Annotated in this window: 16 protein-coding genes and 1 CRISPR repeat array; of the genes, 5 read left to right on the top strand and 11 right to left on the bottom strand. The window is 63.9% G+C overall.

The window, feature by feature from the left end; genetic code table 11:
- Nucleotides 1-135: 135 nt before the first annotated feature.
- The 5 genes from ABDB87_RS05500 to ABDB87_RS05480 form a co-directional block, all read right to left on the bottom strand.
- A complete protein-coding gene (locus ABDB87_RS05500) occupies nt 136-792 on the bottom strand; it encodes an HAD hydrolase-like protein (RefSeq protein WP_345924880.1) in 657 nt (218 codons plus the stop codon).
- Nucleotides 789-1,019, bottom strand: coding sequence for an RNA-binding S4 domain-containing protein (locus ABDB87_RS05495; protein ID WP_345924878.1), 231 nt, complete (start codon nt 1,017-1,019; stop codon nt 789-791). The genes ABDB87_RS05500 and ABDB87_RS05495 overlap by 4 nt, the downstream gene beginning before the upstream one ends.
- A gap of 473 nt (nt 1,020-1,492) precedes the next feature.
- Nucleotides 1,493-3,133: a recombinase family protein gene (locus ABDB87_RS05490; protein WP_345924876.1), complete on the bottom strand. Its 1,641-nt coding sequence runs from the start codon at nt 3,131-3,133 to the stop codon at nt 1,493-1,495.
- An 11-nt stretch (nt 3,134-3,144) separates the two neighbouring features.
- Nucleotides 3,145-3,390 carry a hypothetical protein gene (locus tag ABDB87_RS05485; RefSeq protein ID WP_345924874.1) on the bottom strand — a complete coding sequence of 82 codons (246 nt, stop codon included), beginning with the start codon at nt 3,388-3,390 and terminating at the stop codon, nt 3,145-3,147.
- A gap of 315 nt (nt 3,391-3,705) precedes the next feature.
- Complete coding sequence (locus tag ABDB87_RS05480; protein WP_345924872.1) at nt 3,706-4,575, bottom strand: hypothetical protein; 870 nt, start codon at nt 4,573-4,575, stop codon at nt 3,706-3,708.
- Between the two features lie 1,464 nt (nt 4,576-6,039).
- Here ABDB87_RS05480 and cas3 point away from each other — a divergent pair.
- The 4 genes from cas3 (at nt 6,040) to cas7c (ending at nt 12,182) form a co-directional block, all read left to right on the top strand.
- The gene (gene cas3 / locus ABDB87_RS05475) at nt 6,040-8,409 is read left to right on the top strand and encodes a CRISPR-associated helicase Cas3' (RefSeq protein ID WP_345924870.1); all 2,370 of its coding nucleotides are present in this window, start codon (nt 6,040-6,042) and stop codon (nt 8,407-8,409) included.
- 298 nt (nt 8,410-8,707) lie between these two features.
- Nucleotides 8,708-9,433 carry a type I-C CRISPR-associated protein Cas5c gene (gene cas5c, locus ABDB87_RS05470; protein WP_345924866.1) on the top strand — a complete coding sequence of 242 codons (726 nt, stop codon included), beginning with the start codon at nt 8,708-8,710 and terminating at the stop codon, nt 9,431-9,433.
- Entirely contained in the window at nt 9,430-11,229 is a 1,800-nt protein-coding gene (gene cas8c, locus ABDB87_RS05465) for a type I-C CRISPR-associated protein Cas8c/Csd1 (RefSeq protein WP_345924864.1), read from the top strand. Before cas5c ends, cas8c begins: the two co-directional genes overlap by 4 nt.
- Nucleotides 11,226-12,182 carry a type I-C CRISPR-associated protein Cas7/Csd2 gene (gene cas7c / locus ABDB87_RS05460; RefSeq protein WP_345924862.1) on the top strand — a complete coding sequence of 319 codons (957 nt, stop codon included), beginning with the start codon at nt 11,226-11,228 and terminating at the stop codon, nt 12,180-12,182. Before cas8c ends, cas7c begins: the two co-directional genes overlap by 4 nt.
- Before the next feature lie 308 nt (nt 12,183-12,490).
- On the opposite strand, the gene ABDB87_RS20550 is transcribed toward cas7c, so the two are convergent.
- Complete coding sequence (locus tag ABDB87_RS20550; protein WP_385917678.1) at nt 12,491-12,616, bottom strand: addiction module protein; 126 nt, start codon at nt 12,614-12,616, stop codon at nt 12,491-12,493.
- Between the two features lie 171 nt (nt 12,617-12,787).
- Between ABDB87_RS20550 and cas4 the strand changes: the two genes are divergently transcribed.
- Complete coding sequence (gene cas4, locus ABDB87_RS05450; protein ID WP_345924859.1) at nt 12,788-13,468, top strand: CRISPR-associated protein Cas4; 681 nt, start codon at nt 12,788-12,790, stop codon at nt 13,466-13,468.
- Nucleotides 13,469-13,581: 113 nt separating this feature from the next.
- Nucleotides 13,582-17,426: a CRISPR direct-repeat array (repeat unit 37 nt; unit sequence GTCGCGCGCTCCTCACCGGGCGCGCGTGGATTGAAAC).
- Between the two features lie 325 nt (nt 17,427-17,751).
- On the opposite strand, the gene ABDB87_RS05445 is transcribed toward cas4, so the two are convergent.
- The 5 genes from ABDB87_RS05445 to ABDB87_RS05425 form a co-directional block, all read right to left on the bottom strand.
- Nucleotides 17,752-18,648 carry an aldose 1-epimerase gene (locus ABDB87_RS05445; protein WP_345924857.1) on the bottom strand — a complete coding sequence of 299 codons (897 nt, stop codon included), beginning with the start codon at nt 18,646-18,648 and terminating at the stop codon, nt 17,752-17,754.
- Between the two features lie 108 nt (nt 18,649-18,756).
- Entirely contained in the window at nt 18,757-19,560 is an 804-nt protein-coding gene (locus ABDB87_RS05440; RefSeq protein WP_345924855.1) for an alpha/beta hydrolase, read from the bottom strand.
- Nucleotides 19,511-21,541, bottom strand: coding sequence for a transglycosylase domain-containing protein (locus ABDB87_RS05435; RefSeq protein WP_345924853.1), 2,031 nt, complete (start codon nt 21,539-21,541; stop codon nt 19,511-19,513). The genes ABDB87_RS05440 and ABDB87_RS05435 overlap by 50 nt, the downstream gene beginning before the upstream one ends.
- Nucleotides 21,542-21,566: 25 nt before the next feature.
- Entirely contained in the window at nt 21,567-22,802 is a 1,236-nt protein-coding gene (locus ABDB87_RS05430) for a multifunctional CCA addition/repair protein (protein WP_345924851.1), read from the bottom strand.
- Nucleotides 22,799-24,919 carry an AsmA family protein gene (locus ABDB87_RS05425; RefSeq protein ID WP_345924849.1) on the bottom strand — a complete coding sequence of 707 codons (2,121 nt, stop codon included), beginning with the start codon at nt 24,917-24,919 and terminating at the stop codon, nt 22,799-22,801. Before ABDB87_RS05425 ends, ABDB87_RS05430 begins: the two co-directional genes overlap by 4 nt.
- Nucleotides 24,920-24,940: the final 21 nt, after the last annotated feature.

The raw sequence follows: 24,940 nt of genomic DNA, 5'->3' as shown, positions 1-24,940 counted from the left end.
GGCGCGCTTCGCTCAGCTTCGCTCAGGGCGCCCTGCGACACGCGCAGGACGCATCATCCTGCGCACCCAGCACCCAGCACCCAGCACCCAGCACCCAGCACCCAGCACCCAGCACCCAGCACCCAGCACCTCTGCTCAGCCGAGCACGACCTCGAGCAGTGCTTCCGGCTGTTCGCAGAGGAAGCGCGGCGATTCCGCTTCCAGCTCGGCACGGGAGCCGTAACCCCACAGCACGCCGGCCGCGCTGAGGCCGTTGCGGTGCGCCGCGTGCATGTCGAAGACACGGTCGCCGACCATCAGGCTGTCCGGCCCGACGAGTCCCTGCGCGCAGAGCCCGGCCATCTGCTCCCATTTCTGATGGGCAACGCCGGGATTGCCGTCATGCCCGCTGACGAAGCGGAAGTGCTGACGCAGGCCGAAATGCGCCAGGATCTGCTCGGCGAAGTCCGTGCGCTTGGAGGTGCACACCGCCATCGGCACGCCTTGCGCCGAGAGGGCTTCGAGCAGCGGCGGGATGCCGGGGTAGAGGGTGTTTTCCGCATAGCCGGTCACGGCATAGCGCTCCCGGTATTTCAGGATCAGTTCGCGGATGTGGGCCGGGTCCGAGCTGCCGCTGAGCACCGGAAAGCTGTCGGCCAGTGGCGGCCCGATGCACCAGGCGAGCGCTTCCAGCGGGCGCTCTTCATGCCCGAAGTGGGCCAGCGCATGGTTGATCGAGCGGCCGATGCCTTCGAGCGGGTCGCTCAGCGTGCCATCCAGATCAAACAGGACGAGTCCGAAGCGGGCGCTCATGCGGTGTGACCCGGTGCATGGATGTGAATGCGCTCGCCGGCCACGCGGACCTTGTCGCCCGGGCGGAGCTTGCGCGTCTTGCGCGATTCGATCTCGCCATTCACCTCGACCAGCCCTTCAGCCACCATCATCTTGGCCGCGCCGCCGGAGGGTGCAATGCCCAGCAGCTTGAGCAGGCTGTCGAGCTCGATGAATTCGCGGGTCAGTTCAAAGTCGTGTGTGGCCATGATTCGGGGGTTCCAGGGGATGCGGAAGTATACGGGGAGACTGCGGCGGGCGTGGCGCGGAAAGCGGGCGGTTTGGCCGTGTGGCGATTGCGGCAGCGGGGGCTTCGGCGACCTTGCCGCTTTCATTCGGCGCAGTTCGCTTGGCTCAGGGCTGCTGCGGCGCGCTTCGCTTCGCTCAGGGCTGCTACGGCGCGCTTCGCTTCGCTCAGGGCGCCCTACGGAAACATGCATCCTTTCGCGCACTCAGCACTCAGCACGTAGGGCGCATTGAGCGCAGCGAACTGCGCCGCATGCGTGAGCATGAGTGCGGTGGTGCGTTTCCTTCCGGAGCTTCGCGGCGGGTGCGGAAGGCCGGACGTGTCGGTGATGCGCAATGCCTGCTTCGGCGCGCTTCGCTTCGCTCAGGGCGCCCTACGGCAGACCCAAGGCGCATCATCCTGCACACTCAGCACTCAGCACTCAGCACTCAGCACTCAGCACTCAGCACGCTGCGCATCGTTAATCTTACCTTTCGCTCCTGATGCTGGATAAGTCATCAGCGCCTGGACCCCGGCAAGGTTTCCGGTGAGGCTCACGCGCACGGTGCCGTCATCTGTCGGCGTGAGTTCGATGCTGCCACCGAAGAGCTCACGCAGGATTTCGCGGGCCTCGGGGAGGGCGCTGGCAAGCAAGGAATCGAGCTGCTCGACCATCTTGTCACAGCGCTCCAGAGCCTGTGCAACCAGGGTGCTCGCATCAAGCGTGCGCGGGGAAGCCTCATGCCGCTGGCGTTCAAGCATCACACGCTTGTCATTGAGCTGGTTCAGTTCGTCCCGCACGATGAGCGGGTCGATCCCCGCCTTGATGCTGTCGATGAGCCGGGCAATCTGCCGATTCACTTCCTGCAGGGCGCGCTCGTGTTGCATGCTGCCTTCATCGGCCCGCTTGAGCTGGACGGTTGCCTGCTGCTGCAGGTGCTCGGCAAAGCGCGCCAGACTCTCCCGCGTCAGTACCCGCGCCTTGACCACCGCCAGCACCTTCTCCTCAAGTAGGTCGCGGGCGACCCGCACACGGTTCTGGCAGGCGCACTCGGCCATGTGCCGGTACTTCGCACAGCCGTACTGGTAGCGATTGACCACCACATAGTTGCCCCCGCATACCCCGCACTTGAGCAGACCACTCAACAAGTATTTGGGACCCGCACCTGTCCGCGCCTGCGCCCCGGCCACCGCCTGCTTGGCCGCCGAGCGCTCGGCCGTCTGCGCCTGACGTGCGCGCACCTGAGCCCACAGCTCAGGCGGTACGATGCGCAACTCCGGCATCTCCTTTGTCACATGCTCGGACACGTCCCGCGCCCGCCGCACCACCTTGCCCGTCTCCGGATTCTTCAGCTTGCGGTTCCGGCTCCAGACATACACCCCCTCATAGCGACGGTTGTTCAGAATCCCCCGCCCCTGACGCTGATTGCCACGAATCGCCATGTCGCCCCAGCGTTCGCCCTTGGGGGAGGGGACGCCTTCGCGATTGAGCAGATCCGCAATCGCTCGCGGGCTGTAGCCATCCGCATACAACTGAAAAATGCGACGGATGACCACCGCCTCCTCTTCCTTGATGAAGAGCCGGTAGCCCACCACCTTGTTATCCTCGATGCAGGGCTTGCTTTCGTAGCCATAGCACCAGCTGCCTGCACTCATCCCCCGTAGTACCCGGCCTTCCAGGCCGCGCCGCGTCTGGAAGCGGATGTTCTCCACGTACAGCTCATTGAAGATGCCCTTGATGCCTGCCATCAACATCTCGCCCTGTGCGTGCGAGTCATAGCCTTCGGACACCCCCACCACGCGCACCCCGTGGAACTTCAGTAGCTTGAGCAAGCGCGCCTGTTCCAGACTATCCCGCGCCAGCCGGCTCAGATCCTCAATCAGCAGCGTATCGAACTCCCCCTTGCCAACCCGGTCGAGCAAGCGCTGATACGCCGGGCGGTTGCGCACCGTCCCCGAAATCTCCTCATCGCTGAAGACCTCCAGCACCATCGCCCCCTGACGTTCCGCCCAGGCCCGACACACCCGCTCTTGGTCGACGGTGGAACTGTTCTGCTGACGGTCAGTCGAGTATCGGGTGTAGATAAAGGCTTTCATTGAAGGCGCTCCTAGTGGCGTTTGGAGGGGATGACGTAAGAAAGAGCAGAGGTCTGAGCAATGCCCTGAGCAATGGCCGGAGCCGTCGCGCAGGCCTCCAACTCAGCACCCGCGACGTGTTCGGCCAGCAGACGTTCGATGACCAGACGGGCGAAGAGCGCGAGGAGGCGATCCTCGGGCGAGCCTGCCGTGATGGTCGGCAGAGAAGCCGGAGCAGCGCTTGGCAATGAAGCGGGGGAATGCGATGTAGCAGACACGACAAGACAGTCCAGTAACCAGGGACTGCGTATAGCCAAACCGGACCCGCATGAAAGCGCGCCGTGCGGACCGAATCCAGAAATCAGCCCAGCTCTCAAGGCTGATTTCCCTCTGAAAAACTTTGTTTCACAAGCGCCGGGCGAGCAATCATGGGCACCAGAACGAAGCGTTGAAAGAATAGGAGACGCTATCGCAAACGCCCGTGCCAGCCTACTTGCAGAGGGCGAATTTCATGCTATACGCATTGCGAATCAATGATTTGCGAAGGCCCTCCACGGAAATTTTTGCAGAAATTCACACGGAGGGTCGCCCTGTCATCCTGCCAGTCCAAAAAACCTGGCCTCAGCACCTTGTGTCAATCGGCCTCGGCGGTCCTGCAGGAGGCAGCGCTCCCCATGCGCCACCTTCTGCACGAAGTAGAGGTAAGGCAACTCACCGTCGTAGCCATGCTGGCGAGCGAACTGGCACAGACGCCAGCTCTGCTCACGCACACCAGCGAAGCCGGGCTGGCGCGCGATCCGCGCCAGCGTCAGCGCCACGCTGGAAACATGGCGGCGCTTCAATTGCTCCTCCAGCAACGCAAACAAATCGCCCATCTCGGCGCGCGTCCGGCGCCACGTCCATGCGGCTTTCCCGCGCGCTGAATGTCGCACCAGCTCATAGCGGCAGAAGACGAGCCGCTGTTTGTCCGTCACGTCGCATAACTGCTCCTGCTCATGCGCGGCTCCCGTGCCTTTCGTGACCAGCAACAGCCATTCCACCTGGACGTCTGCCGGCATGTCGCGCACGGCATCCTCCACACTACCGGCGTGGCGCTGCACGGACGCCTTCCGGGGCGCCGGGTCAGACGCCTGAGCGGTTTCTTCCTGGCTGGCCAGGCAGGAATCTGACGCGTCACCCGAGTTGTTTGCGTCAGCGCCATCCTCCGAGGCGTCCCATTGGGGAAGAAACACCACCAACGCAGCATTCGCCAGCCCCTTCTGTTTGCGGGTAAGGCGCTGCGCCGGCGAGCAGCCGATGTTGTAGCGCTCATGGAACTTGCGCAGGAGCGCCGGCAGGCGTCGGGCTGGGCACTGGCCGGTGCAGTAGAAGTGATAGCCCTTGGTCACCAGGTCGATGGTGCGGGCGAGCGCGGCGGTCTTCGAGCGGGAAACGGGCGTGGAGGGCGGATTGGTTGAAGTCATGACGCGTTACATCTGTAGTGAGAGATACAGAGGTATATGCAACCGATGGCAGGATAATTCGGCGGAACGGGGGCGCGAGGCCTGCATTTGCAGTGTGATTCGGTGCGGCGCAGCCGCACGTAATGATGTTCCGTGCGAAGCACGGCCATCCTGGAGCTATACCGAAGCAGGACAGTCACCAAACAAGGACAAGACGCCCGGCGAAAGCCGGGGTGACTTGCATGCACGGCAGCCTGCCTGGTGAGCCTTCGGGCAAAAGACCCCGAGGACTCAGCGGGCAGGCTGCCAACTGCAAACACACACGTCTGAAAGGACATGCCGGGGCGCCACCCCGGTAGATTCCAGATCGCCAGTCTGGAATCGAGCAAACGCTGTAGCCGCATGCCTCTAATAGGGCTGGTGCGGCTGCGATGGGCGCTGGAGGGCGTAACTCCCTTCTTCGACCCAATCGAAAAACGTATCACACGTTTCAATCCGGCCACAGGCTGGAAGGTTGTTGGGCGACACGGAAACGGCGTCAGGCAGGCAATGGCCTGATGACCTGTTACCCAGTGAAAGTCGGTGAAAGACCGACTCGGGGGGCGTACCGCAAGGGCGCAACCCGTACCGCACAGGCTGGCTTCTGAGGCCGTGGTGACACGGCAGGGTATCAAGGCGAAAGCTGGCGATACTGGCACCTCGGGAAACCGGGGGTCGATGGATAGCTCAAACCTGTAACGGCCCCCCTTGATGGGGGCTGTGCGGAGCAACGCAGAGCCATAGGCATGAAGCCGTGGTTCGTAGTCGAAGAAGCATGAACCGAGTACCTGAGCCGCTATGGAACATCGGGCTGGGGAAACCTGAGGGGAGTCGAAAGACTAGGGGAATGTGGAGACAGTGGCGCTGCGTTGCGCAGTAGCGGGTAACTAACGTGGGAATCTCTCTGCCGACCGTATCGGGTGGCACCGTACGGGCAAAAGGCAAAGAGAGGGAGACTGACTGAGTAGGGTTTGACTCATTGCGCGATACGACCGAAGCGCATGGGGAGCTGCAAGAGCAGCGGCACGGAGGCACCGTGTCCCGAAAGGTTGGAGCGTTTGCGAAAGTGTGTGGTTGGGCTTGGCAGCCCGTTGTAGCGATGTGCCATTCCGCGAGCCTGGCAGCGAGTGGGATGAACTCTGGTCCTGGCCGATCAGACAGCAAGAAAGGGAAATTGACTCAGGTAAATCTCCGGGTGAATACGCAGCTCTGCACGCACCCGTTCTCTGACCACCCCGTTCTGCGGGGTGGTCTTTGCGCATCCATCACGAGGCCATCATTAGTCTGTTCCTTAAAGGCCATCTTACCGATCAAGTTGCGCGAGCTCGTGAGGGTCGAGACTGCCCGAATGGATAGGTCATATGTGCAAGGTGGTTTGCGCAGAGGCTCATCTGGTGAGCCCAAGGACTGTTAGGCTTTGCCCATCCCGAATGCCATGGAAAGACCATGACTCATAAGCAGTTGCCCGAATTTCTGGCTCACATCGACCAGAATTGCACACCACACTCTCTGCATGAGCATCTGCTGAAGGTCGCTGCGCTGGCAGCAGAAAAGGCGGCTCCATTTATGGCCCAAGATTGGGCAAAGCTTGCCGGGCAATGGCATGACCTCGGCAAGTACCGTCCCGGTTTTCAGCAATACATCCGGCAAGTAAATGGCGTCGATGCACACATTGAAAACAAGGTGGGCGGACGAGAGAAAACGCACTCGGCTGCCGGGGCGTTATGGGCTATCCAGACTCTGCGTGAAAAGCATGGCCCGGGCGGCGAGCTGGCCGCCCGCGTGTTTGCTTACCTGATTGCCAGCCACCATGCCGGGCTCTACGACTGGGACAGCGGGCTTGCGGCCGAGCTGGTTAAAGAAGACAGACGCTCCGAACTGGCCGAGGCACTGGCAGCGAATCCGCCGGACGCCATCTTGTCCGCTGCTGATTTCGTCCCCGACCTTCGCAACATCCCTGGCGGCAGCGCGGGCTTTGCACTGTGGGTGCGGATGCTGTTTTCCTGCCTCGTCGATGCTGACTTTCTGGATACCGAAGCCTTCTTCGATCAGGCGAAGCCCGGGTGCCGGCAGGGCTTCCCCAGCCTGGGCGCCATGCTCGCCGCCTTCGATGAGCATATGGACACGGTAGAAGCACAGGCCGCAGACACCCAAGTCAATCAACTGCGCGCCGACATCCTGCGTCAATGCCGCGACAAAGCCGAACTGCCGCCTGGCTTTTTCTCACTGACCGTGCCCACAGGCGGTGGCAAGACGCTCGCCAGCCTCGCCTTCGCTCTGCGCCATGCTGCGAAGCACAGCAAGCGCCGCATCATCTATGCCATCCCCTACACCAGCATCATCGAGCAGACCGCCGATGTCTTCCGCAGCGTCTTCAAATCGCTGGGCGATGAAGTGCTGATCGAGCATCACAGCCAGGCAGATGCCGACGAGAAGAGCGAGAACGCCCGCAGCAGGCTTGCCTGCGAGAACTGGGATGCGCCGCTGATCGTCACCACCAACGTTCAGCTCTTCGAATCCCTCTTCGCCGCCAAGACCTCACGCTGCCGCAAGCTGCACAACATCGCAGGCAGCGTGATTGTGTTGGATGAAGCCCAGCAGCTCCCGCCCGAATTTCTGCAGCCCATCCTGGATGTGCTCAATCTGCTCGTGAAGCACTATGACGTGAGCTTCGTGCTGTGCACCGCCACCCAGCCCGCGCTATCCAGCACGCGCTACTTCGACGCCAACCGCAACCTGCGCGGGCTCGATGATGTGCGCGAGATCATCGACGATCCGGATGCACTCTACGCGCAGCTCAAGCGTGTGAATGTCGAGCTGCCTGCCGACTGGAGCACGCCCGTGAGCTGGGAGTCTGTCGCCCAATCCCTGCAGCAGGAAGACTGCGTGCTCGCCATCGTCAACACGCGCAAGGCCGCGCGCGAACTGCACCGCCTGATGCCACCCGGCACCATTCATCTCTCGGCCTTGATGTGCGGCGCGCATCGTACCGCCGTCATCGACACCATCAAGGCACGCCTCAAGGCCAAACGCGAGGGGCTCGACACTGAGCCCCTGCGCGTCATCAGCACCCAGCTTGTGGAGGCGGGTGTCGACCTCGATTTCCCGGTCGTATGGCGTGCACTCGCCGGGCTCGACTCCATCGCGCAGGCCGCCGGGCGCTGCAATCGGGAAGGGCGTATCGAAGCGGGTGGGCGCGTGGTGGTCTTCATTCCCGAAAACCAACCGAAGCGAGGCCTTCAGCTAGCAGGTATCGAAGCATGCCGCAGCGTTTTGTCGGGCTTCAGCGGTGATCCACTGATCCAGCGCGAGTTGATGCATTGCTACTTCAAGGACTTTTATGCACGCGATCTTGATAAACACAAGATCGCAACCCTGCTCAACAGCAATGCCCCCCCTGATGAAAGGCTTGTCACCGCCATATTCGAGAACCTATTGGAGCCTCGCCTGATGGAAAAGGCAATTGCAAAACTGGCTCCTAGCCTGAGCGTTCAGTTTCGCGAGGCGGCAAGACTTTTCCGCTTGATTGAAGACGACGAAAACGCCAGCGTCGTGGTGCGCTACGCAGCCAATCGCGGCGAGCTGGACATGCTGCTCAACACCTTGAAGAAAGACGGGCCGCAGCGCTGGCTGATGCGCAAGTTGCAGCGCTACACCATCAGCATCTCAAAACGTGAAGCAGAAAGACTTATCGGGCGAGGGCTGAGCCTGCCTATGCCTGGCCTGTATGTGCAGAGTGCTGATGGGCTGTACCACGAGCAACTTGGCTTTCTGGGCGACAAGGATGTTTTCAACCCGGCCGCCTATGCCACATAGGCGTGGGAGTGGGGTTGCCCCACTCCCTTACCCGTTTGAACAACCACTACTAGGTTTCAATCCACACCGAGACGGCGCAGTTGAAAGCTAACAAAGGAATAGATTAAAGTAAAGAACTACCACACTAGGAATTGTATTTACAAATTCCCATGACTAGAATGAGGCCAACACGTGGTCGGTCAGGGCTCATTCATGGATTTCTCAAAGCTACTCAGGGAGTTACGGCTAATGGCGAAGCAGCCTGGGTATCGCTTTGTGTTGGTCTGGCTTCTGGTGCTTTTCCGTTTGGCCCTCTGCTATGTGGCGCTACCCGTGGCGGGGATCGCTTCGTTACATCGGTTTGGGCTTTTTTGAGGATTGCTTGATGACGAAAAACTTCTGCCTTGAAGTCTCCGGCCCCTTCGCCTGTTTCACCCGCCCTGAAATGAAGGTTGAGCGCGTCTCTTACGACGTGATGACACCATCCGCCGCACGCGCCGTGTTCGAAGCCATCCTGTGGAAGCCCGCGATCCGATGGCGAATCCAGCGCATCGAAGTGCTGCGCCCGATACGCTGGGTGAACCTGCGGCGCAATGAGGTGAGTGCCGTCATTTCCAGCCGCAACGTGCAGCAGGCCATGACGGCAGGCGCAGGAGATCTGGGGCTGTACATCGAAGAAGAACGTCAGCAACGCGCAGCCCTCTTGCTGCGCGATGTGGCCTACCGGGTACACGCCCAAATGGAAATGATCGACGGGGATGCGCGGAGCAATCCGGTCAAGTACATCGAGATGTTCCAGCGCCGTGCCAGCAAGGGCCAATGCGTCAATCAGCCTTACCTCGGCTGCCGCGAATTCGCAGCCAGTTTTCGCTTGATCGAAACGCCCGACGCAGAGCCAGCAGCGTTAGATGAGACACGCGAGCTGGGCTGGATGCTGCACGACCTGGACTTCACCCATCCTTCCGACCCGCAACCTCGCTTCTTCAACGCCCACATGCAAGCCGGCGTGATTGAAGTGCCTGCATTCGAGGAGACTCGGGGATGATTCTTCAGGCACTCAACGATTACTACCAGCGCAAACAGAACGATGCTGACTCTACCAAGCGCTTGCCCGCTTTCGGTCTGGAGCAAAAGGAAATTCCCTTCGTGCTGGAGATCACTGCCGACGGCGCACTCGTTCAATTGCGCGACACCCGCGAACAGGTTGGCAACAAGAAGATTGGCCAAAGCTTTCGCGTGCCGCAGGGCATCAAGAAAACTTCGGGCGTCGCAGCGAACCTGTTGTGGGACAGCTCGGAGTACGTGCTGGGCGTGGAAGACCCCAAAAAGCTCGAACAAAGCCGCGAGAAAGGCAAAGAGGCGGACTACCGCGCACGCCTGATCGAGATGCACAAGGCCTTCGTGGATCGCATCGCACTGTTGCCGCCTCCCACGCTGGACGATGCAGGTGTCCAAGCCGTGTTGCAGTTCCTGAGCAATGAGCCGTTGGCACAAGCGCAGGCACAAGCCAACTTCAGCGAACTGGCCGCCAGCAGTGCCGTGCTGAGCTTCCGTCTGCATGGCGACATTGATCTGGTGTGCCAACGACCCGCTGTTCTGGCTGCGGCGATCAACACTCCGGACGAAGACGACACACCACAGACCATGTGCCTTGTGACCGGCGAAGTCGCTCCGATCGAACGCCTGCACACGGCCATTAAGGGCGTATGGGGTGCGCAAACCTCGGGGGCGAACATCGTCTCCTTCAACGCGCGGGCTTTTGAGTCCTATGGCAAGACCGAGCGACAAGGCGAGAACGCGCCGGTCAGCAAGGCGGCGGCTTTTGCCTACACGACGGCGCTAAATCACCTGCTTGGCAAGGAATCCTCACAGCGCATTCAGGTGGGTGACGCCTCGACCGTTTTCTGGGCCGAACGCGAAGACGACGAATTGGAAAGCGCGCTAGCCAACATTTTTGGCGAGCCCCCGAAAGACGACCCGGACAGGAACACCCGCGCTGTGCATGCGATGTACAGCGCCGTGAATGCCGGAAAGCTTGCTGTGCAGAAGGACGAGAACCGCTTTCACGTGCTGGGTCTTGCCCCCAATGCCGCGCGCATCAGCGTGCGCTTCTATCACTGCCTGCCTCTGAGTGATCTGGCGAGCCGCATCGTTGCCTGGTTCGACGATCTGAAGATGGCGCGCGGTCCGAACGATCCCGAATTTCCGTCGCTGTTCCGCTTGCTGACGGCTGTATCTGTGCAAGGCAAGGCCGACAACATTCCTCCGAATCTTGGAGGCGCGGTAATCGATGCCGTGCTCGCCGGACCAGATGTGCCGTTCCCCCGTCTGTGGCTAAACGCAGCCATCAATCGCTGTCGCGCCGAGCAATCCATCAATTACTTACGGGCCGCTGTCATCAAGGCCTGCCTCAATCGCAACATCCGCCGTCATTCATCTACCGAGAAGGAGTTTTTGCCCATGCTCGACCCTGCCAACGACAACGCGGCCTATCGCCTCGGGCGACTTTTCTCCGTGCTGGAGCGCATCCAGGAAAGCGCCAGCCCGAACCTCAATGCAACCATTCGCGACCGCTATTACGGCGCGGCCTCCAGCACGCCGGTGGCAGTGTTCACCACGCTGCTGCGCCTGAAGAATGCGCATCTGAAGAAGCTGCCGGCGGGACAGGTAGTGTGGTTCGAAAAACTGCTGGCGGACGTGCTCGGGCCGATCTCCGATTTTCCGAAACACCTGCCCCTGCAAGATCAGGGCCGTTTCGCGCTGGGTTACTACCACCAGCGCCAAGCCTTCTTCACCAAATCCGATGATAAGCAAACCACTACCGAGGAGTCCGCAGCATGAGCCTGAACAACCGTTATGACTTCGTTCTCGTGTTCGACGTGAAGGACGGCAACCCGAATGGCGACCCGGATGCAGGCAATCTGCCGCGACTGGATGCCGAGTCTGGTCATGGTCTGGTGACGGATGTGTCACTCAAGCGCAAGGTGCGCAACTTTGTTGGTTTGGTCAAAGAGCAGGAGAGCCGCGAGCCTGCTGCAGGTGAAAAGCGCTTCGAGATTTACGTGCGCGAGAAAGCCATTTTGAATAACCAGAATCAGCGCGCTTACTCAGCGCTCAAGCTCGATGCGCCGGAGGAAGCTGCAGAGAGTGCCAATCCCGAAGAAGCGGAGACCAAAAAGAAGCCGGGCAAGGAAAAACGCAAGGGCAGTGCAGAGGATGTAGACAAAGCACGTCGCTGGATGTGCCAGAACTTCTTTGACGTGCGCTCCTTCGGTGCAGTGATGTCTACCGGCGTGAACTGCGGCCAGGTACGCGGCCCCGTGCAACTCACCTTCGCGCGTTCAGTCGATCCCGTCGTCGCACTGGAACACTCCATCACCCGTATGGCCGTTGCGACAGAAGCAGAAGCGGAGAAGCAGCAGGGTGACAACCGCACGATGGGTCGCAAGCACACCATCCCTTACGGTGTGTATGTCGCGCACGGATTCATCTCATCCTTCCTGGCCAAGCATACCGGTTTTGGCGAGGAAGACCTGGAGCTACTCTGGCAGTCCCTCGAAGGCATGTTCGAGCACGACCGCTCTGCGGCACGCGGCGAGATGTCCACGCGTGGGCTGTATGTGTTCAAGCACGATTCCGAGCTGGGTAATGCGCACGCACATGCGCTGTTCGAGCGCATCCAGATCGCACGCAAGGAAGGCGTGGATGTGCCGCGCAGTTTCGGTGATTACGTCGTGATGGTGGATGACGCGAGCTTGCCCAACGGCGTGCAACTGATTCGCCGCGTGGGCTGAATCAAGCCCTCAGCGCCGCTTCGCCCAATACCCCGGGCGGCGGCGCTGGTGGGCGATGGCAAGGATGCGCAGTGCATCGCCTTCGATTCGATACACCCGCCAATAGGGAAAGCTAGCGAGGGTAAAGCGGCGGGTTTACCGAAGGCTTGGTGTGCCGGTTTCGAGGTGTTTGCGCAGCATGGCGATGCTGGCTTCGATTTGCAGCGTGAAATTTATGGCCGCTTGCGGGTCGCCTTCGTTCCGGTACCAATCGGCGCCTCGTATTGCTTCATCAAGCGCAAGAGGGTGAAAGGAGAAACGCATGCAGATCAGTGGACGTCGGTCAAAGAAGCGCGCAGGCGTGCCAAGGCTTCGTCGCCATCAATCCATTTCACTTCGCCACGCTCCATTGCGTCCACACGGCGGGCAATTTCTTCATCCCATGCGGCTGCGATGGCTTCTGGCGTGTCTTGAGGATCTGCATCACGTTGTGCCAGCAGGCCTGAAATCAGTTCATCAAGCCATCGCGGGGCAAGTTTTGGGCTTCAGCCAAAAGGGCGCGTACTGACAGGCTCATGGCGTGCTCGTTCAATGTTCGATCACGCTGAATCATAGCAGGCCCAAACATGCCCGAAGCCATCGCTGCCAATGCGGACCCCATCCCGCTTTCAGCCCTCCAGCACTGGAGTTACTGCCCGCGTCAGTGCGCGCTGATCCACCTTGAGCAGGCCTTTGCCGAGAACGTGCACACCCTGCGTGGGCAGGCGGTGCATCACACGGTAGACACCCCCGGTTTCGAGACGCGCGCGGGCTGTCGGCTGGTGCGTGCCTTGCCTCTGTGGAGCGAGCGTCTGGGCCTGATCGGCAAGGCGGATATGGTGGAGTTCCAGCCCGACGGCACGCCCTACCCGGTGGAGTACAAGCATGGGCGCTTGTCGCGCGATACGGCCAAACAGCATCACGATGATCTGCAGCTTGCGGCGCAGGCCATGTGTCTGGAAGAAATGACCGGGCATGCGGTGCCGGAGGGCGCGATTTTTCAGGCCAGCTCGAAGCGGCGGCGTGTGGTGGCGATCACGGCCGAGTTGCGTGAAGCGGCCGTGCAGGCAGCCAGCGCCATCCGCACCATGCTGGTCTCTGGGCGGATGCCGCCACCACTGATTGCGGACGCCCGTTGCAAGGAGTGTTCGCTGATTGACCTGTGCCAGCCGCAGGCGCTGAAGCAGCTCAAGCAACAAACACGCGACCGCTTGTTTGACCCCGACCGTTACCGGCCTGTTCGCGCAAAGCTTAGGCCATTGAAATAAAAGCATGAAAGATGTTTCGACCGGCTCGGTTCAATGACTCCACTCGTGTTCGCGGAGAGGTTCGCGCAAAGCGGATCAATCTGGGTGGGGAATCATGTAGTTAAACGCGAACGGTCGCGCGCTCCTCACCGGGCGCGCGTGGATTGAAACGAGCTGCGCGACGAACAGAACCGGATCTGCACCCAGGTCGCGCGCTCCTCACCGGGCGCGCGTGGATTGAAACGTCATAGATCGGCGCACTGAACGCCAGACCTTCAAGTCGCGCGCTCCTCACCGGGCGCGCGTGGATTGAAACTTTCAACTGGGCCGAGGGTGAATGCTCGGCCAAGTAGTCGCGCGCTCCTCACCGGGCGCGCGTGGATTGAAACCAACTAACCGAGGCCCGAAATCATGGATATTTACGTCGCGCGCTCCTCACCGGGCGCGCGTGGATTGAAACTTCTCGCCGGAATCGAAAACAACCAGAAGATGAGGTCGCGCGCTCCTCACCGGGCGCGCGTGGATTGAAACATGAAAATCGCGATTTCAATCCTGATGGTCGCCGTCGCGCGCTCCTCACCGGGCGCGCGTGGATTGAAACGAAACGCTGCTTTGCCTGTTCGCGTTGCATATGTGTCGCGCGCTCCTCACCGGGCGCGCGTGGATTGAAACAGACTGGACCGATGCGCAGAAGCGAGGCGCGATAGTCGCGCGCTCCTCACCGGGCGCGCGTGGATTGAAACAAGGGCACCATCGGCGACTTCCAGATCTGGGTCGTCGCGCGCTCCTCACCGGGCGCGCGTGGATTGAAACAGCGAGCTGAGCGACTGGCTAGAGGTAGCAAGCGGTCGCGCGCTCCTCACCGGGCGCGCGTGGATTGAAACAGCGAGCGGGATGAGATTCCCGCTTGCGGTGATGGTCGCGCGCTCCTCACCGGGCGCGCGTGGATTGAAACTTGAATGGGCAAGCCAAGGGCCGAAGCCCCTGGCGGTCGCGCGCTCCTCACCGGGCGCGCGTGGATTGAAACAGTATGCACAAACTTTCCGTTTGTGTTTGAGATCGTCGCGCGCTCCTCACCGGGCGCGCGTGGATTGAAACTGTCTCTGTGAAGTAGTAGTTGGCGTCTGCGTTGAGTCGCGCGCTCCTCACCGGGCGCGCGTGGATTGAAACTTCCGGAGAGAGTTTCGGCTTTGCTGCCATCAGTCGTCGCGCGCTCCTCACCGGGCGCGCGTGGATTGAAACATCTTCAGGGCGCGTTTTCTGCACGAACTGCACCGGTCGCGCGCTCCTCACCGGGCGCGCGTGGATTGAAACCCGAGCAGGATCGCATACTTATTCACCCTGTGGAGGTCGCGCGCTCCTCACCGGGCGCGCGTGGATTGAAACATCGAGTGCATCACTTGCACCGCACTGAAAGCCGCGGTCGCGCGCTCCTCACCGGGCGCGCGTGGATTGAAACAGAGCAGCGCCGCTCTGAGCCTGGGCGCGCAGTTGGTCGCGCGCTCCTCACCGGGCGCGCGTGGATTGAAACTGGGAGCTCTACGACTACATCGAGGGCGACATGGGGGTCGCGCGCTCCTCACCGGGCGCGCGTGGATTGAAACCCCTTCTGTGGGCTACCCCACGGCCGGCAACCCCGGTCGCGCGCTCCTCACCGGGCGCGCGTGGATTGAAACGGTGCCAAAGGTCGGCGCCGACTTCAGCGACTACGGTCGCGCGCTCCTCACCGGGCGCGCGTGGATTGAAACGGCGATGTGTTTTCCAGCACATTGCCTTGTCCTGGGTCGCGCGCTCCTCACCGGGCGCGCGTGGATTGAAACCACCCTCAGGGGGGAAGGCATGAAGGGCTGGGGGTGGTCGCGCGCTCCTCACCGGGCGCGCGTGGATTGAAACGAGCTGCGCGACGAACAGAACCGGATCTGCACCCAGGTCGCGCGCTCCTCACCGGGCGCGCGTGGATTGAAACGTCATAGATCGGCGCACTGAACGCCAGACCTTCAAGTCGCGCGCTCCTCACCGGGCGCGCGTGGATTGAAACAATTTCAATCCGGGAAAACAGCCAGTCGATCAGCAGTCGCACGCTCCTCACCGGGCGCGCGTGGATTGAAACCAGCCAACAGTGTCACCACCCATCGATGAGGCGCGTCGCGCGATCCTCACCGGGCGCGCGTGGATTGAAACAGGTGCTGGATGGCCATGTTGAGGCGGTCGTTCTGTCGCGCGCTCCTCACCGGGCGCGCGTGGATTGAAACAAGTTCGATGAGAAGTTTGCCGTCGACGGCTCCCGTCGCGCGCTCCTCACCGGGCGCGCGTGGATTGAAACTTCTACCAGGGCAATGTGATTGCCGCGAATATTACGCGGTCGCGCGCTCCTCACCGGGCGCGCGTGGATTGAAACGTGATAGCTCGCCTCTTCGCTCTCTCCGGTGGCGTCGCGCGCTCCTCACCGGGCGCGCGTGGATTGAAACGGCTCTACATCCATCCACTTCGTGGGATCCTGCAGGGTCGCGCGCTCCTCACCGGGCGCGCGTGGATTGAAACTGGAATCTCACCATGAAACTGAAAGCCTACCGAGAGGTCGCGCGCTCCTCACCGGGCGCGCGTGGATTGAAACGTCCGAAGTGGCGAGGCGACCCCGCCCAGTACGGTGGTCGCGCGCTCCTCACCGGGCGCGCGTGGATTGAAACGCGTTGCATATGTCGGACGGGCCTGACCACAGCTGGTCGCGCGCTCCTCACCGGGCGCGCGTGGATTGAAACAGCACTACATGCCCCGCACGCCGTGCGCCCGTGGGTCGCGCGCTCCTCACCGGGCGCGCGTGGATTGAAACTGGTACGAGCTCGTGCGCCCCGACATCACCATGGAGGTCGCGCGCTCCTCACCGGGCGCGCGTGGATTGAAACGCCAAGCACTTCGCCGATACCTATGCGGATCTGGGGGTCGCGCGCTCCTCACCGGGCGCGCGTGGATTGAAACCGCCACGTAGTCACCGGGCTGGATGGGAGTCTTGGGTCGCGCGCTCCTCACCGGGCGCGCGTGGATTGAAACGGCGAGTTGTACTGGTTATTTTGCCCGTCCCACCGGTCGCGCGCTCCTCACCGGGCGCGCGTGGATTGAAACGCTTTTCCTGAGACTACTGTCGAGCTCGCGCCGGGGTCGCGCGCTCCTCACCGGGCGCGCGTGGATTGAAACATCATGCGACCTTCGATTCCAGGGCTTTGCCTGCGGTCGCGCGCTCCTCACCGGGCGCGCGTGGATTGAAACCGCCTGATCGTATCGTAGTATCGAAACTTGTAGGTCGCGCGCTCCTCACCGGGCGCGCGTGGATTGAAACCTTCTGGGCTTTGCAGGCATCAGCTTTACGAAGGTCGCGCGCTCCTCACCGGGCGCGCGTGGATTGAAACTTCTGATAGACGATCTGGGTCTGCCGCTGAACCACGTCGCGCGCTCCTCACCGGGCGCGCGTGGATTGAAACGACAACATCCTTGATGAGATCAAGAAACCATTTGGCGTCGCGCGCTCCTCACCGGGCGCGCGTGGATTGAAACCGCGAGGAAGTGAGGGCATTACGTATTGCATGATGTCGCGCGCTCCTCACCGGGCGCGCGTGGATTGAAACAAGTTCGATGAGAAGTTTGCCGTCGACGGCTCCCGTCGCGCGCTCCTCACCGGGCGCGCGTGGATTGAAACTTTGCCGTGTCGCGCAGACACAGAGAGCCGTCAGTGTCGCGCGCTCCTCACCGGGTGCGCGTGGATTGAAACATGCCGAGCGCGATCGGGGCATGCACCACCACCGGGTCGCGCGCTCCTCACCGGGCGCGCGTGGATTGAAACGTAATAAGCGCACTCACTACACCCTGTCGCTCGAAGTCGCGCGCTCCTCACCGGGCGCGCGTGGATTGAAACCCGATTTGCGCGGAGAGTTCCTGCGCGGACTTGATGTCGCGCGCTCCTCACCGGGCGCGCGTGGATTGAAACCCAACCTTGACCTCTACGTCGGCGCGCGTCCCGCCATGTGTGCAGTGCCAGATGTGAGGAGCGCGAGGGCTGACCACGACGGGAAGGTGATGGACATCCACAAGGTTTTTACGCGCGCGCCCCCGTGAGGAGCGCGCGACGTACGTTTGGCAATGATCCTGTGCTCAGGCTTGGTTCTTTTTGCCTTTGCTACGCTCCGCGCTTGAACGTTTAATCTTGACCTGCTTTCGGGGGGATAGAGCTAGGGCGATGCAGTCAGTGAAATAAGTGTCGCACCCAGCACTCAGCACTCAGCACTCAGCACTCAGCACTCAGCACTCAGCACTCAGCACTCAGCACTCAGCCTCGACAGCTTCTGCCTGACTTCCAGCGTCATCGTTTCACCCTGTTCCAGCAGGACGAGGCCGGGCAGGCCGGGGCGCTGGTGGGCGCCGGTGATGTGGGTCACCGGTTCGTAGCAGAACCAGTCTCCATGCAGCGGACGGTACAGGATCGCGGTATCCAGTCCGGCCGGGGCGGTGGTTTCCCATTCGAGGCGCAGGTCGATGTCCGGACGCTCCAGGGTCATGCGGCCATCGCAGCCGCCGAAGTTGTGATCGATCAGGCCTTCGCCGATCCCGCGCAGCTGATTGAAATCCCATTCTGCGGGCAGCGGCCCGGCGTCGCCGACCGGCACGCCTTCTTCTGCCGGCCACACGGTGCGCGCGCCGAAGCGCAGGCGGGCACCCGCTGCGCGGAGGATGTAGGGATGAAAGCCGAGGCCATAGGGCAGGCGTGACTCGCCCAGATGGGTGATGCTGACGCGCATCAGCATGCTGTCGCCCTCGAGCCGGAAATCCTGCTGTGCGCGGTAGTGCCAGGGGTAGCCGCAGGGCTGGCGGGCCTCGCTGACCAGGCTTGCGCTGTGCGCGGTCTGATCTGCCACTTCCCAGGCCTGCATCCAGCCGGTGCCATGCATCGGCACCGGGGAGTCGGCCCGATTGCTTGCCATGGGGTAGAAGTGGCCGTCCAGGCTGAAGCCGCCGCCCATCATGCGATTGGACCAGGGCAGCAGGGCGAAGCTCGAAATGATGCGGCGGCCCTCGCTCGGCGCGTAGGGGCGCCAGATCGCCTGCCAGCCCGGATTGCGCCGGACCTCCCAGAAAGCGACGCTGGCGCCGAATTCCGGCAGCAGGCCGAGGCGTTGGGAGGTGTTTTCAAGGGTGATCAGCGGGCCGTTCATGCGTGCTTCCGTCAGCGGTAAAAGTTGTCAGACATTTTACGTCGGGACGAGGCTGCCGCGTGCATGCCGGGCACACGGCCCGGTGCGGAATCGCTTGCCAGACCGCTTTCAGAATCCGCGCTCGGTCAGCCAGTCCGCGATCCGGCGGGCGCCGCTCTCCCAGCCGCGCTCGAGCATCAGGGCGTGTCCCATGTCAGGCAGCACATGCACCGGCTGGTTCAGGGCGTGGCCGGTCTGTTCGACCTGAACCGGGGGAATCAGCGCGTCGTGCGCGGTGCCGAGGATCAGCATGGGCGGCCGGCGCATGCGCGAGGGGCGCGGCAGGTCGAAGCCGGACATGTCCCACAGGGCGCGCATGGATTCGGGCTGGAAGTGGGCGAAGCATTCCTCGAGCATGCGCCGGCTGACCGGCTGGTGAAACAGGGCCTCGCGCACGGTTTCAAGCTCCGGCGCGTGGCCGCCGACGATGCGGTTGAGCTCGAAGAGCACATGCGGGCGTCGCAGCAGCAGGTTCATCGTGGCACCCAGCAGGCCTTGCGGCGGCACCGAGCAGAGCAGCACCGCGCCCGGCAGATCGGCCGTCTCCAGGAATTTCTGCAGGACCAGTCCGCCCATCGAATGCGCGATGACGACGGGTCGCACCGGCATGGCCGCGACCACGGCCGCGAGGTCTGCCACATAGTCGCCGATCGACAGCGCATTGAGCTGCTCGCCGCCGGGGCTGCCACCATGGCCGCGGAAGGAGAAGGCGCTGGCCTGCCAGCCTTGTGCGGCAAACCACGGCAGGTAGTGGCGATCCCACAGCCAGGCGCCGGCGTAGGCGCCGTGAACGAACAGCAGCGGCGTGCGGCGGGCTTCGCCTTCAGGGGTGCGCCGGATCAGTTCCAGCGCTGGCGGGAGGGTGTTCGGCATCGTCGGCGGGCGGGACCGGGCCGGCTTCGCGCACGAAGAAAGGCAGGCGCTGGAGCAGGCGGTCCTCGGAATCGGTCAGGGTGAGCAGATGATGACCGGGTCGGGCGATCCACGCCAGATGTTCGCCGTCCCCGGCCGGCTCGCCGTCTACCCACCAGCGCATCGCAACATTGCCTGCTGCGCGGAATATCAGGTGACGACGGGCCGGGTCACCGCCTGGCAGGGTCAGCACTTCACCGTCCTGCGGGCTGAGGATGCGGCCCCGGCTGCCATCGGGCAGCATCGTCACGAGTTCCATGGCGGTGCCGGGCAGAAACCATTCGCGCCGGGGCGCTTCGTCGGCCGGCTCGAAGCGCACGAGCGAGCTCACCAGGCCTTCGGGCACGGTGGGCGCCCGGCTTTCTTCTTCCAGCGCCAGCAGCACGCGCTGCCAGAGCGCGCCGGCCTCCCGTGCTGGCGCACTGAGCGCCAGGGTCAGGCGCGGGGTGCCGCCCACGATCACCAGGATGTCGCTGTCTGCCGCATGGCTGACCCAGCGCGCCTGCCAGTAGCCGCCAGTGTTCGTGGCGAGCATGTCCTGCACGATGAAGGCGGTTTCGCTGCGCCAGACCTGGCGGGGCGAGCCGGCGGGTTCTGCTTGCCAGCGCGCCGCTTGCCACTGCCCGCCTGCGGCCAGGCTGCGCCAGGCCGCGGCCAGCTGCAGCAGGTTGCTGCCAGCGTGGGCGTCGCTGCCGGGCGCGTCCAGATCCAGCTTGCGCAGTCGGTCTTCTAGATCTTCGCGCGGCACCACGCTCTGAAGCTCCGCCATGGCGGCGGTCTGGTGGCCGCCCAGCGCGGCGCGCAAGCTCATCCAGCTGCTGGTGCGGGCACGGCCGTCATGGGCGTCATAGATCGTGTTGCCCAGGCGCAGCGGGCTCGCTGCGGTCAGCAGGCGCTGATCGATGGCGGTGGCCGCCAGCAGCGGCCAGACGCCTTCCGGCAGGCGGTAGGTCTGGGTTACGCCGTCGGCAGCGCTTGCCTCGAGTGCACCGACCCAGGCACGCACTTCGGCGCTCGCGTTATCGAGGACCAGTACGCTGGCCGGACTGTTGCGCAGGGCGAGCACGGCCCGCAGGCGCGTCTGAACGCCTGCGTCCAACGTTGTTTTCTGGATCTGACCCGGCTGCCTCAAGAGCTTGCGCGCGAGGTGAGGGGCCGCGGTGAAGCGCGAGCGGTTGCGCGGTGCATCCAGCCGGTTGCTTGCCAGGCGGGTCACCTCGCTGCAGGGGGTGGTCTGGCGCAGGTTGGCGAGCAGCTGGCAGGCCCGGCGCGACACCACGGCCGGTGCCGCATTCGGCCCCCGCAGCAAGGCCGCCAGCAGACTGGCTTCGCGATGCGTCAGGCGTCCTGGCGCGCGATCGAAGAGCAGCTCGCTCGCGGCGGAGATGCCCTGCAGATCGCCGCGGAAGGGCGCGAGGTTGAGGTAGGCCTCCAGGATCTGGGCCTTGCTCCAGTGATTTTCCAGTTCGACGGCGGCCCGGCTCTGGTCCCACTTCTGGGCCAGGCTGCGCCGTTCGCCACGTCCGGCCGGCATGCGCAGCGCCGGGTCGAGCAGGCCGGCGAGCTGCATGGTGAGTGTCGAGGCGCCGCGCTTGCCGCTGCCCCAGAGGTTTTGCCAGGCCGCGCCGGCGAAGGCCAGCCAGTCGATGCCGCTGTGGGTGTAGAAGCGCTTGTCTTCAGCCGCGAGCAGGGCTTCGCGCATGGCCGGAGAGAGGGCGGTGAGCGGCACCCAGTCGAGGCGACGGACCTTGTCGTTCAGACGCAGGTCGGCCAGCGGCACGCCGCTGCGATCCAGCAGGATCGCGTCGGAGCTGACATGGCTCGCCCTTACCTGCTCGAAGGACGGCAGCTCGAAGGCCACGGCCGTCAGCGGCAGGCTCAGCAGCAGCGGAGCGAGGAGCAGCAGACGCAAGCGGCGGGGCGGACGGGCGGAGACGAACATGGCGCGGCGGCTGTGCGGGATGCAGTCAGCCTGCGCGCAGGCCGGCCAGCGTGGCGGCGACGGCTTCCTGACGGGCTGCGAGGATACGTGCCGGGATCTGGCGTTTGTCTTCGATGCGGGCGGCGATCTGGCCCGCGTCCACACTGCGGAAGGCGTCGGCCAGCGCACGCCAGCCCGGGCCGTGCGGATCCGGCAGGTCTTCGAAGCCGTGGCGACCGTGGAAATCGCAGGCGGTGGCCTGCAGTAGCTGCTCGAAGCGCTCGGGGCGGCGCAGCACGTCGCAGCGTTCGAGCAGGCGCGTGATGGTGTCGGCCCGCATTTCGCCGAGCTTGTGCAGATTGCCGTGTTCGCGGGCGGTCAGCAGGGCCAGCTCGCGGCAGTCCACCGGCACGCGCAGGCGCTGGCAGACGGCATCTACCCGCGGCACGCCCAGCGCCTCGTGGCCGTAGTGATGCGGCCAGTTTTCAGGTGGCGTGCAGGCCTTGCCGAGGTCATGCATCAGCGCGGCCCAGCGCACCGGCAGCGCAAATCCGCGCCGCGCGGCCTGATCGATGACCAGCAACTGGTGCAGTCCGGCGTCGATTTCCGGATGGTATTTCGGCGGCTGCGGCACGCCGAAAAGTGCATCGAGTTCGGGCAGCAGGCGGGCCAGCGCCCCGCAGCTGCGCAGCACTTCGATCATGCGCGAGGGGCGCTCTTCCATCAGGCCGCGGGCGAGCTCCTGCCACACGCGCTCGGCAACGAGATGATCCACTTCACCCGCGTCCACCATCTCGCGCATGAGCTGCAGTGTCTCCGGCGCCACGGTGAATGCGGGCAGGCGGGCGGCAAAGCGGGCCACGCGCAGGATGCGCACCGGATCCTCGGCGAAGGCCGGGCTGACATGGCGGAAGATCCGCGCCGCGAGATCCTGCTGGCCCCCATGCGGATCGATCAGCCGGCCCTCGGCGTCTTCGGCCATGGCATTGATCGTGAGGTCGCGCCGGATCAGGTCTTCTTCCAGACTGACGCTCGCGTCGGCATGGAACACGAAACCCTTGTAGCCCGGGGCGGTCTTCCGCTCGGTGCGGGCGAGCGCATATTCCTCGCGTGTCTGCGGATGCAGGAAGACCGGAAAGTCCTTGCCGACCGGCTTGTAGCCCGCGGCCACGAGCGCATCGGGGCTGGCGCCGACCACGACCCAGTCGCGATCCTGCACCGGCAGGCCCAGCAGGCGGTCGCGCACGGCGCCGCCGACGATGTAGGTCCGGAATCCGCTCATGGCCGTCCTTTCCCCGCGGGCGGCGGTTCATAACGCAGATCGGGCTGCAGCGCCGGGCCCTTGACGTGCAGCGGCACGGTCTTGCCGCGCAGCGCGAGCAGCTCTTTCGGGGGCGCGGCCTGCACGGCCGCCTGGAGGCGGAAGTCGACGCCGCCGCTGGCCAGATCCGCCAGCCCGCTGCCATTGAGGCGGACCCATGAGCCCTTGCTCTCGATCTGCTCGGCACTGGCCTGGCCGTTGGCGAACACGAAGCGGCTGGCGGCCGTCCCCAGCTCGGTGCGTTCATCCTGGCCCGGGCTGCGCGCCGACATGCGCGCGGCGCTGATCGCCGGCAGGAGTTCGCGCAGTCCTTCGGCGAGATCCAGGCCGCGCAGCCCGGCCTGTTCGAGGTTCCAGCGCAGCGCGCCTTCGAGGGTCGGGGCGACCGGCTGGCCGGGCTTGAGCAGGCCGGCGAGGCGGAACGAGCCGGAGGCCTTGCCGCTCAGCGGAACCGGCAGCCGCATCTCATCGGCGATGCGCTCGACCGTCAGCGCGCTGAAATCCCCCTGCAGCGTGAAGCGCCGGCTGGCCGCTTCGGCCTGCAGGCTGGTGCTCAGCTGACCGTCATGGAGCCGGGCATTGAGCCGTTCGCTGCCGATGTTGCCATCGCGGATCGTGACGGGCCCTTGCAGGCTGGCAATCTGCAGGCCGGCAAAGCGCAGCCCGGCGAGGCTCAGCTGGCCGTCGAGGCTGCTGCCGGCCGGTGCCAGCCAGGGCAGCGCGGGCAGGGGCTGTCCGGCCGCGCTGGTCAGCAGGCGGTCCAGATCGAAGCCTTCCGTGCCAAGCGTGAAGCGTCCGCCCGGTGGCCAGCTGTCATGCAGGCTGGCCTTGAGGCCGAGGCGGTCCTCGCCATGGGCGAGCGTCGTGTCGAATTCGAGGCTGCCGGTCTGCCAGCGCAGCTTGCCGTCGAGACCGAGCCGTGCGGGCGCCTCGCGCAGGGCCGGGTGGCGCAGCTGAAGCTCGCCCTTGAGCCGGGTGGCGTCGATTGCGCGGGCAAGCAGGTCGACGCGCGCTTCCAGGGCCAGCTTGAGGCTGGCCGTACTGTCCTTGCCCGCTTCGTGCTGCCAGTCGAGGCTCGCGTCCGGGCTTCGCCCGCCATTGGGGGCGTCGGCGAGCAGGCTGGGGATGCCGAGGCGGATCTCGTCATGGCTGCTGACGGTGCGGGTGTCCAGCCGGGCGACCAGGTCCTTGCCCCGTATCGCGCGGCCCTGCCAGGCCAGTGCGGGCCACTGCGTGCTGAAATCCACCGCGTTTGCGCCCTGGGCGCCCCGGATGCGCAGCTTGAGTCCGGCAAGCTCGCCGGTGCTGCCCAGCTTGTGCCAGCTCAGCGTATCGACGCTCATCCTGACGGTCGCGCCGCGCAGGCCGTGGCTGTCTCCGTCGAGTTCCAGCCCGATGCCGGTGAGGCGCCCTGCGCGCAGCGCATGCTCCAGCACGACCGATGCCTGGCCCTTGATGCCCAGCTCGCTTTCGTTTCCGGCATCGTGAAGCGACGCCTGCCACTTCAGGCTGCCGGGCTGGCCGTCCGGCGGCAGGGTCAGCGTGGCGTTGAGTTCGTCGAGTTCGATGGGGGTCTTGTGCCCCAGGGCTTCGATGCTGACCTGGGCGTCTTTCAGCACCAGTTTCTGCAATCTGCCGGACCAGCCTTGCGGGGCTTCGTCAGCATCGGCGGCCAGCAGGTCGGCGGCATTCCATTCGCCGGTGGGCAGCTGACGCAGATGCAGGGTGACACCGCTGGCGCTGACGCCGCGCAGTTCGAATTCGTGGTGCAGCAGCGGCATGATCGCCAGTTCGATGCGCAGGTCGGTGGCCGTGGCGAAGTTGCGGTTGAGGCCCGACTCGCCCAGCGACACCTTGTGGAGCGACAGGGCCGGGCGCGGCCACAGGCTCAGACGCGGCTTCTCGGTCAGCATCAGCGTGCGCTCGTACTGGTCGCGGAAGTGCGTGCTGAGGGCGTCAGCCGCCGCTTCAGCGTCAAAACTGACCCACACGAACAGGGCCGCGGCTGCCACGATGGCCATCAGACCACCGAGCAGGAAGCCCAGTGAGCGCACTGCGTTTGCCAGACGGATTTTCAAGCGTTTCTGCTCCGCTACGAC

This window comes from Uliginosibacterium paludis (assembly GCF_039631355.1).
Lineage (GTDB): Bacteria > Pseudomonadota > Gammaproteobacteria > Burkholderiales > Rhodocyclaceae > Uliginosibacterium > Uliginosibacterium paludis.
The sequence above is the reverse complement of the archived record's forward strand: the minus strand, read 5'-3'. Positions and strand labels throughout refer to the sequence as shown.